At 66.1% G+C, this 10,306-nt stretch carries 6 protein-coding genes and 1 pseudogene; 5 read left to right on the top strand and 2 right to left on the bottom strand.

Translation table 11 applies throughout. The features are described 5' to 3' along the window. Positions 1–983: 983 nt before the first annotated feature. The 4 genes from MTR65_RS18755 to MTR65_RS18735 all read left to right on the top strand — a co-directional run bounded on the left by MTR65_RS18755 (position 984) and on the right by MTR65_RS18735 (position 6,913). A complete protein-coding gene (locus MTR65_RS18755) occupies positions 984–3,632 on the top strand; it encodes a S8 family serine peptidase (protein WP_268739543.1) in 2,649 nt (882 codons plus the stop codon). 515 nt (positions 3,633–4,147) lie between these two features. Beyond that, the gene (locus MTR65_RS18745; RefSeq protein ID WP_243802896.1) at positions 4,148–4,735 is read left to right on the top strand and encodes a calcium-binding protein; all 588 of its coding nucleotides are present in this window, start codon (positions 4,148–4,150) and stop codon (positions 4,733–4,735) included. Between the two features lie 388 nt (positions 4,736–5,123). Continuing rightward, on the top strand, positions 5,124–6,002 hold the full coding sequence (locus MTR65_RS18740; RefSeq protein ID WP_243802893.1) for an OmpA family protein: 879 nt from the start codon (positions 5,124–5,126) through the stop codon (positions 6,000–6,002). Positions 6,003–6,364: 362 nt separating this feature from the next. After that, positions 6,365–6,913, top strand: a complete 549-nt coding sequence (locus MTR65_RS18735; protein ID WP_243802891.1) for a GNAT family N-acetyltransferase — start codon at positions 6,365–6,367, stop codon at positions 6,911–6,913. Between the two features lie 164 nt (positions 6,914–7,077). Here the strand turns inward: MTR65_RS18735 and MTR65_RS18730 are convergent, their stop codons facing one another. Then, the gene (locus tag MTR65_RS18730; RefSeq protein WP_243802889.1) at positions 7,078–8,517 is read right to left on the bottom strand and encodes a hypothetical protein; all 1,440 of its coding nucleotides are present in this window, start codon (positions 8,515–8,517) and stop codon (positions 7,078–7,080) included. A 90-nt stretch (positions 8,518–8,607) separates the two neighbouring features. After that, positions 8,608–9,597, bottom strand: coding sequence for a sulfotransferase family protein (locus MTR65_RS18725; RefSeq protein WP_243802887.1), 990 nt, complete (start codon positions 9,595–9,597; stop codon positions 8,608–8,610). Positions 9,598–10,046: 449 nt separating this feature from the next. Here MTR65_RS18725 and MTR65_RS18720 point away from each other — a divergent pair. After that, a pseudogene (locus tag MTR65_RS18720) lies at positions 10,047–10,306 on the top strand (hypothetical protein); the annotation flags it as partial.

Genomic DNA, 10,306 nt, shown 5'->3' with positions numbered 1-10,306 from the left:
GCCCTCTAAGTGAGCCCCGCGATTCGGTCAAACCCTTTTTTCAAAGCCGATTATGGCTCTTGTGGAAAACTGGCCTGAGCCCCGCAAATGCGTCGAAGCCCGTTTGCTAGAAAAGGGAAGAAGGACGAATCCGAGGGCCATCGCCCTCGGGCTCCCATGACCAATCGCTTCTGACGCGCCCGCTCAGGTCCTGTTTTGCAGACAGGTGCGCAGATGGAGCCGAGCAAGCCGCGCCCCTTTCCTCCGCCCCTGCCACGTCTGCCGTCTCAACCGCAGCCGCATCCGGGAGCTGCGCCCGACAGTTCCGGGAGCCCGAGGGCGATGGCCCTCGGAAAGTCCTGTTCCTCCTGGCTGACCTCCCGGCTTCATAGAGACGACCCTTTATATAGGAAGCGGCATCCATGCCCCTTGCAAAGCGCCCTTCCCTCCCGGGTCCGCGCCAGCGCGCTCCTTATATAGAGGCACCGGAGCTGCAGCTCCCCCTCCCCACACCGAATCGCCTCGACCATGCGCGGCGAATCGCGCGGGTTGAGTCGCCGCCCCTCCCCGCGGCCGACAAAAAAAGGGGGCGGACGCGAAAAAAATGCGCCGCGGGCGGTTTGGTAGCCTCGCAAGCGGGGTCAGTACCATCCCGGACGACCCCCTAGTTTTGAAGGTGTCCGCCCTCCTCGCGCGGTCAGCTCCGATCTCCCCGCCCCAACATGGTGAACATGAGCCTAACGCAAAAATGGCCCAGTCGCGGAAATTGGCGCGCGCAACGATTGCAGGCGACTACGCATCCCCCGAAACACCGCGCGAACCCTCATCCAAACCTTTGGATTGAAGTAAGAAATACGCAAGATTCGCGTTAAAATAAGTTCACCACGCCCCATTAGGAGACGTTCACCAGCGGACACCTACTTCGCCGATCAGTCGAGCGGCACACCGTCTGCATCCAACGACAGACACGCCGACAAACAATTTAAAAACAAGGGATTGATCACATGGAAAAGACTGTCATCGCTTCGTCCGCCACGCTCGTTTCGCCCGACGCCTTCTACACCACCGACAAGTACGAGAAGAAGCAGTGGTACCTGGATGGCTCGACCCAGGACTCGCTGCTCAGCATCGATGTCTTCCCGGTCTGGGCGGATTACACCGGCAAGGGCGTGAAGGTCGGGGTGATCGACAGCCAGATCGACTTTCGTCACACCGAACTGAAGGGTGCCTACGACACGTCGCTCGACTACAATTTCGCGCTCGGCACCGGCAACGTCAGCATCGATCCCGCGAACCTGCCGCACCTGCACGGCACCGCCGTTGCCGGGATCATCTCGGCCGAGGGGGACAACCAGGTCGGCACCGTGGGCATCGCCTCGGGCGCCACGCTGGTCGGCTATGGCATCGACTACAGCAAGTCGACCGCCGTCTCCGACATCCTCGCCGCGCTGGACCGTTCGGCCGAGCTCGACGTCGTCAACAACAGCTGGAGCTTCTCCTCCAACTTCGCCGACAACTTCGATCGTAATCCCGAATACGGCGCGGCGCTCCTCAACCCTGTCATGAACGGGCGTGACGGCCTTGGTACTTCGCTCGTCTTTGCTGCGGGCAACGTGGGCACCGGCGGTTCGTCGAACTACCACAACTTCCAGAACTCGCCCTACACCATCGCGGTGGGCGCAGTGGACCCGACGGGCGCCGCCTCCTCGTTCACCAGCGTGGGCGCCAACGTGCTGATCTCGGCTGCGGGCCGAGATGTCTTCACCACCACCCTCAACGAGCGCTGGGACCACTTCAACGGCACCTCGTTCGCAGCCCCCGCCGTTTCGGCCGCGATTGCCCTCATGCTCGAGGCCAACCCGGAACTGGGCTACCGCGACGTGCAGGAAATCCTCGCCTACTCGGCCCGCCGTGAGGGCCTCTCGGACACCGTCACCTTCAACGACGGGTGGACCACCAACGGCGCGACCAACTTCAATGGCGGCGGCCTGCACTTCAGCGACGCTGTCGGCTACGGCTTCCTCAACGTCCACGACGCGGTGCGCCTCGCCGAGACCTGGACCGACCAGCAGACCTACGCCAACCTCGCCAGTGTCTCGAAGACCGTCACCACCAACCAGACCCTTGTTGCGGGCAAGACCGACATGATCGCGGTCGACCTTGTCATCGACAAGGCGATGTCGGTGGAGCACGTCCAGCTCTCCATGGACCTGCGCTGGATCGAGACCGGCAACCTCGATGTCTACCTCGTCTCGCCCGAAGGCACCAAGGTGCGCCTGATGTACGACCTGCCCGGCACCGACCGCGTGGGCAACGTGCGCGACTTCACCTTCTCCTCGGTCGCCTCGATGGGCGAGATGGCCAAGGGCACCTGGACGCTGGAGATCCACAACCGCAACCCCGACGCCACGCTCAAGAGCGGCGATCCGATGTCGGGCACCCTGAACGATGTCACCCTGACCGTGCTGGGCAACGCCACCGACCTCGACGACGACACCTATGTCTATACCGACGAACTGGGCCTGCTCTATGACGGCGCCGACCTTGCCGAGCGCAGCGTGCTGCGCGACACCGATGGCGGCACCGACACGCTGAACGCGGCCGCCATCACCTCGGGATCGACTGTCGACCTTTCGGGCAAGAGCGCCACGAAGCTGGCCGGCGTGACGATCGCCATGGACGCGAGCATCGAGAACGCCTTCACCGGCGACGGCGATGACACCGTGCGCGGCAGCAATGGCGCCAACGTCATCGGCACCGGCCGCGGCAACGACACGATCTACTTCAGCTTCGGCAACGACGTGCTCGATGGCGGCGCGGGCCAGGACACGCTGGTCATCGACGCCCGCCTCGGCTCGCTCACCGGCACCGTTGCTGCGGACGGCACCCTGCACATCTCGGTCCGCGCCGGTGAGGTGACCAGCGTTGCCAACGTGGAGACCTTCGTTCTGGCAGGCCAGAGCTACAGCTTCGCGCAGCTTTCCGCCGCGCTGGGCGATGAACCGGTCGACGCGCCGGTCGACACCGCGCCTGTGGACGGCACGCCCGACGCCAGCGCCCCGGCCGAGCCCGCTCCCGAGGCTCCGGCTCCGGAAGAACCGGTCGCGGAAGAACCCGTCGCCGAGGAACCGGTCGCGACTCCTCCCGCCGATGAGGGCAACACCGACTACGCCACCTACCTCACCGGCACGAGCGGTGACGACGACATCGAGGGCGGCGAGGCGGCCGACCACATCTCGGGCGGCGCGGGCGATGACCGTCTGGAAGGCAATGCGGGTGCCGACATGCTGCTGGGCGATGCCGGACGCGACGTGCTCAAGGGCGGCGATGGCAACGACTGGCTCTACGGCGGCGAGGGTTCGGACCGTCTCTATGGCGGCGACGGCGCGGACACCTTCGTCCTCGACTTCGATGACATCGGCAACATCGACACGATCTTCGACTTCGACACCGCCGAGGGCGACCGCATCCTCCTCACCGGCGTGGGCGCGGACGACATGACCGGCGCCGAGTTCACGCTGAGCGAGGCGGGCACGACCATGATCCTGCAGATGACCCTGAACGGGGCCACCCACGATGTCGTGCGCCTGCGCGGCTACGGCGAGCTCGACCTGTCGATGGCCGAGACCGACCTGGGTCTGCTCTGCGCCTGACCCCCTTGCGCTGATCCTGCGCACCTGATCACGACCGGGAGAGGCCGGGCCCTGCACGCAGGGTCCGGCCTTTTCGCGTGCGCGGTGCCCGCCCGGCCCGCCGCCATACTAAGGAAACTTCCAGAGGACCTGCACCTCCACAAGGCGTGCAGGTCTTGCGATGAATGGGGCTAGGTGCCTCCAGTACGGCGGGGATCCCCTTTTGGGGCAGCCGGTAAACCCCTCCCAATACTACGTTTTTCCGGAGCACTTCGGCGACCTAAGTACGAGACCATAGTAAACAAACTCGGTTTCGGACCCTTAACTGTGAAACGCCCACCGCCCCTCGGTGCTATCCCCTGTGTCACAGATGGCGCGGAGCCCGCTCCCGCCGGACTTGCAAGAACGACGGCTTCGCTCGCGCACCTGCCCGCGGAGCACACAACAGGGGGTCGCTGCAAGCTGTGCACACCGCCGGGCACACGATGTCCGGTTCGATACATGCAAGATGCAGTGAGATGCGAAAGGAAGTTTTCATGGCTGAGATCATCAATGCCGAAGCCGGCGACGGCCTGGTTGAAGGCAACGAACTCGACAATGTCATCAACGGCACGGCCGGTGACGACGAACTGGACGGCGGCGGCGCCCTCGACATCATCAAGGCCGGCGCGGGCGACGACAGCGCCAAGGGCGGCGCCAACCGTGACAAGCTCTACGGCGGTGACGGCAACGACGAACTCTACGGCGAAGGCTCGAACGACAAGCTCTACGGCGGCGCGGGCGACGACTATCTCGATGGCGGCGGCCAGGATGACCGCGTCTATGGCGGCGATGGCAGCGACGTGATCATCGGCGGCGACGGCAATGACGTCCTCTATGGCGACAACCCCAACGACGACAACGACGACGAAGGCTTCGCGGACATCTTCCTCTTCGACGCCGACGATGGCACCGACAAGGTCTACGATTTCGAAGAGGGCATCGACACGATCCAGTTGACCGAAGGCGGCACCTACACGCTGGAGCACGATGTCCCCTCGGGCAATACCTTCCTGTTCTACGGCACGACCAAGGTGATCTTCTACGATTCCATCGTAACCGACGCCGACATCACCGTGATCTGATCCCTGCGACTTCCGTCCCGAAGTTCACAGGCTGAAAGAAAAAGGAGCCGGAGCAATCCGGCTCCTTTTTCGTATGCGCCCTCTCCTCAGGCAGGCCTGTTCGCCCGGATCCGCCCGAACGGTTCATCGCACCGGGCACTCGGATACCCGCACAAGACGGCCTGTGCGGCCTTGTGTTCATTTATGGGCAAGCATGGGGTCAACAACCAGCAAGTCCACCGCGTTCGCGGATCAGGGTGCGCCCCATAGGACGCCCTCGTTTCCACCGGACGCGATCGACAAAGGGTTTTTGAGCGCCGGGCACAGCCGAGAGGGGGGCGGAAGGATGCATCGTCATTCTTGCGCGGAGCGATTGTCCCGGCGGACACCGAACGGAGGAAGAAGCACAATGCGAGTCATTTCGAACACACCGGCTATCGCCCTCGCGCTGGGGGCTCTCGCCGCCGCGGGCACCGCCTCGGCACAGGACCAGGGCAACGCCGATGCCGAACTTACCGCCACCATGTACAGTGACGCGCCGGCCGAAACCGCCGAAATGGTCGAAGGGCCCGAACTGGAAGGCTTCATCTCCGCCCGCGACGGCAACCGTCTGCAGATCACCGGCGAGGATGGCGCGCGCAACGTCGTGACGCTCGACCAGACCACGCAGATTGTCTCGAAGTCGGGCATCTTCGGCATCAGCTCGAAGGACCGCACCGACCAGGCGCTGCTCAATGGTCTTCCCGTTGACGTGCGCACCATGCAGAGCCCCTCGGGCGATCTGGTGGCCAGCCGCATCAAGTTCCAGAAGGACGACTTCGAGACCGCGGCGATGATCCGCAATGGCACCGAGCAGGGCTTTGCCGAGCAGACCGCCGCGACCGAGGCGCTGCGTGGCCGCATGGGCGACATCGACAAGTACAACATCAAGGGTACCACCAACGTCAACTTCGCGACCGGCAAGTGGAACCTGTCGAGCGAGGCCAAGGCGGACCTGTGCGCCACTGCCAGCGCCGCCGAAGGCATGGACAACGCGCTGATGCTGGTCGTGGGCTACACCGATTCCACCGGCAGCCAGGAGTTCAACCAGATGCTGAGCGAAAAGCGCGCCGCGGGCGTCGTGAACTACCTGCAGCAGGCCTGCGGCTGGAAGCCCTACCGCATGCTCACCCCCACCGGCATGGCCGAAGCCGATCCGCTGGCCGACAACACGACCGAGTACGGCAAGGCGCAGAACCGCCGCGTCGCCGTGAACATCCTCGTGAGCAAGGGCCTCGACGGCCTCTGAGCGCCGCGCGGCACACCTGAAAATCCAGACACCCCGTCGCGGCTCCGGCCACGGCGGGGTGTTCGTGTGAAGGAAAGGCCGGAAAGAAGTGAGATGCAAGGAGCCATCGCCCCTTGCCCCCAGAACCGTCTTCCTCACCTTTCTCGGCAAGGTTGGCGCGCCGAAGGCGAGGTCGCCGATTTTGGGGAGCCCGAGGGCAATGGCCCTCGGAAAAAAGTCTCTGCCTTATCTGCCCCCTGATCCCAGGAAAACGACATGCAGGCCCGGTCTTTCCACGCCTTGCGCCCGCCCCCCTCTGGGCAGGCTGCGAGCCATCGCGTACCAGTCCGCGCCCGCCCCCTGCCCCGTTACGGACCTATGCCATGACCAGCCCCCAGCCTTGCGACCTCACCACCCGCTGGGCCTGTGCCGAGGACCTGCCCCGCATCCGCGATCTCATGCAGAACGCGATCGACACACTGCAGGCCTCCTGGCTGACCCCGGAGCAGGTCGCGGCAAGTCACCACCTCATGGGGCTCGACACCCAGCTAATTGCCGATGGCACGTACCTTTTGGCGGAAGTCGACGGCCAGCTCGCCGGGTGCGGAGGATGGAGTTACCGCGCGACGCTCTATGGCGGCGATCACAGCGCCGCACTGCGCGATCCAGCCCCGCTCGACCCGGCGCGCGATCCCGCGCGCATCCGAGCCATGTACACCCACCCCGACTTCACCCGCCGGGGCATCGCCCGCGTCGTCCTGCAGCGCTGCGAAGAGGCGGCCGCCGCCAGGGGCTTCACCCAGGCCGAACTCATGGCCACGCTGAGCGGTGAACCGCTCTACCGCGCCTGCGGCTATATCACCCTCGAGGATGTCGAGGCCGAAACGGCGGGTCTCACCATCCCCTTCCGGCGGATGCGCAAGGCGCTTTAAGGCGGAAGAAGGCGAAGAAAATAGGTCCGAGGGCCATCGCCCTCGGGCTCCCCAAACTGTCGAGCGTAGGTCCAGCGCGCCGCCTTGGCGGACAGAGGTGAGGTCGCCGATTTTGGGGTCAAGGGGCGATGGCCCCTTGATAAAATGGCTCCTTCCACCTCCCTTTACGGCACGGCGAGAGCGTTCTCCGGCCCCCACAGATGCGCGCGGCGAGCCGGTCGCCGACGGGTGGCGCTGCGCACGTCGTCGGCAAGCGCGCTGACCAGGCCAAAGCCGAAGGCCAGCATCCCGCCGAAGTCCGCACTCCCCACCATCAGGCCCACGAGGAAGCCCGGCATGGCGGCAAAGCGGAAGGCACTGAAGACGAAGGGCGCCTCTCCCATCCGATCACGGCCCGTGCGCAGCAGGCATTGCAGGAAGAAGGTGTAATACAGGGCCCCGCCCAGAAGGCCGGTTCCACTCAGGATCGCGACCAGGCTGCTCGACGTGCGCGCGCTGCCCAGCCCCAGCCCCAGCCCCTGACTCGAGAGCAGCCCCTCAAAGGCCACCCGCCGCCACATGCCCCGCTGCTCGAAGGACTCCGACGAGCCCTTCTGAAACACCATGCGATCCACCAGTTCATAGAGCGGGTCCAACGCATGGGGCGTGACGATCACCACCAGGCACAGGCCGATCACCAGCACCACCACGAAGCCCAGTTCGCCTGCAACGCCCCGTCGTCCGCCGCGTCCGCGCGCGCCCAACCGCAGGCACCAGTCCAGCACGGCCAGCATCACGAACACGGCAAACCCCACGTAGGCACCGCTCGAACGCGCGAGCCAGATGCACCCGATCAGGGCAAGCACCAGAAGCGGAGCCACAATGTCGCGCACCGGCCCTTCCCACATGGCCCGGCGATAGAAATGGATCGCGCACAGGAAGGCGAGGCACAAACCGCCGTAGGCCGAAGCCTCGGGCATGAGGCCCACCACGCGCTTGCCCCCCAGCACTTCGACATCGACGGCAAGGGCGTAGCTTGCCGTGCGGAACGGGGCGAGCAGGCCGTTGAGCGGCAGGCTCCCCGCCGCCAGATCGAGCAGCCCGGTCAGCACCGCGACCGCGCCGCCCAGGCACAGCGCGCGGTAGGCGTGCTGGCGCAGGCGCGGGCTGCGCAGAAGCCGGGCGAAGGCAAAGACACTGGCCAGCGCGATCAACAGGTAGGCCAGTTGCGAGATATTCTGCTGGTTGGGCCGCAAGGGCACCGTCTGATCAAGGTCGCCGCGCACGGGCACGACTTCGATGGCCCCTGCAAACAGGCGCGGCATGAACAGCGTGACGATGACCGCCACCACGCCGAAGGAGGCGAGGAGCAAGAGCCGTTCGGGCCGCAGCGCCATCCCCAGCAGCGCGCCCGCGCCGCCCGGCCGCACGAAGGTGCGCACAACCAGCGCCAGCGCCACCAGCGGCGTGGGCGTGAAGGTCAGCCCCCCGGTCAGTCCCGTTGGAAGCACCGCGAAAGCGCCGAACGGCATCGTCGCAAAGAAGAGGTAGATAAGGACACTGCGCGGTCCGGCCATCCCCCAGGCCAGGAGCGCCCAGAAAACCAGAATGGGAAGCAGGGTCATCGCGCGCCCCCCGAAACCACACCCAACCACACCGCGACGAGACCACCCCGCTGGCTTCGCACCGCTCCGGCGCCCCCCTGACAGGCCATCCTACCAGGCATCCATCGTTCGGCCGATCATCGCCTCGAAGGCAGCGCGGCGCGGCGCGAGATACTCGGTGAGGTAGGCGCGCGCTGCGGCTTCATCGACGTCCTGCTTGTCGAAGGACACCGTTGCCGCCGCCCGCAATTTCCCGACCAGACTGTCGGGCAGGTGCCCGCGCATACCGGCCCAAAGCGCGGAATCGCGCAAGGCCCGCACGAAAGGAAAACGCTCGCGCCGGCTGGTGGGCGGCGAGCGGTGCCGTTCGGCGAGGTCCGCTTTCGCATAATCGACGCCGGGAAGCCCCAGCCAGGCAAAGCATTCATCCAGCACGCGGTGCCGGTCCCGGCGTAGCTCCTCGGCCGCAAAGACGTGGATCTGCTCGGGCGCGAAATGGGCGCGGTATTCGGCGAGTTGCAGGGCATAGTCGGAGGTGTCGCGGTAGATCGGGTTCTCCCGCATGGCCCGTTCGATCGGCAGGCGCTCCTGGAATTCCTTGGCCCGCTGCCAGTAGTGCGCGATGGCGCGCGAGACCGGTTCGCGCACGACGTAGATGATGCGGGCATCCGGCACGGTCGCCGCGATCCGCGCCGCCACGCCGCTGCGCGCGGGAGCCTGCGAATAGTAGACGCTGCCCTCACCGCGGTAACGGGCCTGGGCGCGTCCCTGCCACAGCGCGAGATAGGCCTCAGGCTCATGCGAGCAGCCCCGGCGCGCCATGATCGGCCAGGCCTGCGCCAGCTCGGCCGGATCGACGAAGAAGCAGGGCTCCTTCTCGGTGCTCATCGCGATATCGGGGTGCTGGCGCAAGTAGGCGTGCAGCGCGCTGGAGCCCGACTTCGACGCGCCGATCACGAACAGGTTGGGCCGCCCGGCCGCGGCCGCGACCTGCGCCAGCGCGGCCGCGCGATCCCCCGTCCCGGCAGGCCGGGCCGGCATTCCCGGGTGTCCATCCGGTTCGGCGGCGATGCCTGTGCGGCGTTCGATCGTGTCCTGCATCCTGCGTCTCTCCATGGCCGGTCAGCCTAGCCAGACTATCCCTACGCAGACCTGCATAGTATCGCAGGAGCCTCCATTTCGGTGGCATCGCGCCCGCGGCATCGCGCAGGTGTCCGGAACCCGCGGGAAAAACGCCTCCAACCGCCCGCACATGTTGCACTGCAACCTTATCCAGGCCCCTTCGCATCACCTCTGTACGGGCCGGAAAGGCGCGGCCCGCGGGGCTGCGGCGTCCCACCTTGCGGGCTGCGCGCCCATGCTAACTCGTAAACGGATGCAAATGGCATGGGCAGACTCCGGCCCGTGGGGCACCCTGAGGATGAACACGTGCCTACTCGTAAGGTACCGGCGGACATCCCGCTTCGCGCGTCTGCACATGCCAGGCCACGCGGGCGTGGAAGGATATCCGGCGCCCTTGCGGCGGGCTCTCATCCTGCATCGAGGTTCGCATGCACCCTATCCTGCCTCCCCTTCTTGCCCGCGCGCCCGCGGTGCCAGCGCCGGCCAACGACGTCTCTGCAGGCACGGCGCGGCGCAGCGCGGACGTCGCGGCCCCTGCTCCCGTTGCCGACGCCGCCTCCCTGCGCGTGGCCGTGGTCGTCGCCAGTCTCGGCCGTCCCGAACTGATCACGCAGATGCAGGAGCTGATGGCCCGGCAATGCCAACCGCCCGAACGGCTGCTGTTCTCCGTCACCGGCGCGCAGGACCT

It is taken from the genome of Novosphingobium mangrovi (assembly GCF_022818885.1).
Taxonomy (GTDB): Bacteria; Pseudomonadota; Alphaproteobacteria; order Sphingomonadales; family Sphingomonadaceae; genus Novosphingobium; species Novosphingobium mangrovi.
Note: the sequence above shows the minus strand (reverse complement) of the source record. Positions and strands in the feature narration are given on the sequence as shown.

Coding starts and splice junctions, on each gene's coding strand:
- MTR65_RS18755 (WP_268739543.1), top strand. CDS start 984: ATGGAAAAGACTGTCATCGCTTCGTCCGCCACGCTCGTTTCGCCCGAC.
- MTR65_RS18745 (WP_243802896.1), top strand. CDS start 4,148: ATGGCTGAGATCATCAATGCCGAAGCCGGCGACGGCCTGGTTGAAGGC.
- MTR65_RS18740 (WP_243802893.1), top strand. CDS start 5,124: ATGCGAGTCATTTCGAACACACCGGCTATCGCCCTCGCGCTGGGGGCT.
- MTR65_RS18735 (WP_243802891.1), top strand. CDS start 6,365: ATGACCAGCCCCCAGCCTTGCGACCTCACCACCCGCTGGGCCTGTGCC.
- MTR65_RS18730 (WP_243802889.1), bottom strand. CDS start 8,517: ATGACCCTGCTTCCCATTCTGGTTTTCTGGGCGCTCCTGGCCTGGGGG.
- MTR65_RS18725 (WP_243802887.1), bottom strand. CDS start 9,597: ATGCAGGACACGATCGAACGCCGCACAGGCATCGCCGCCGAACCGGAT.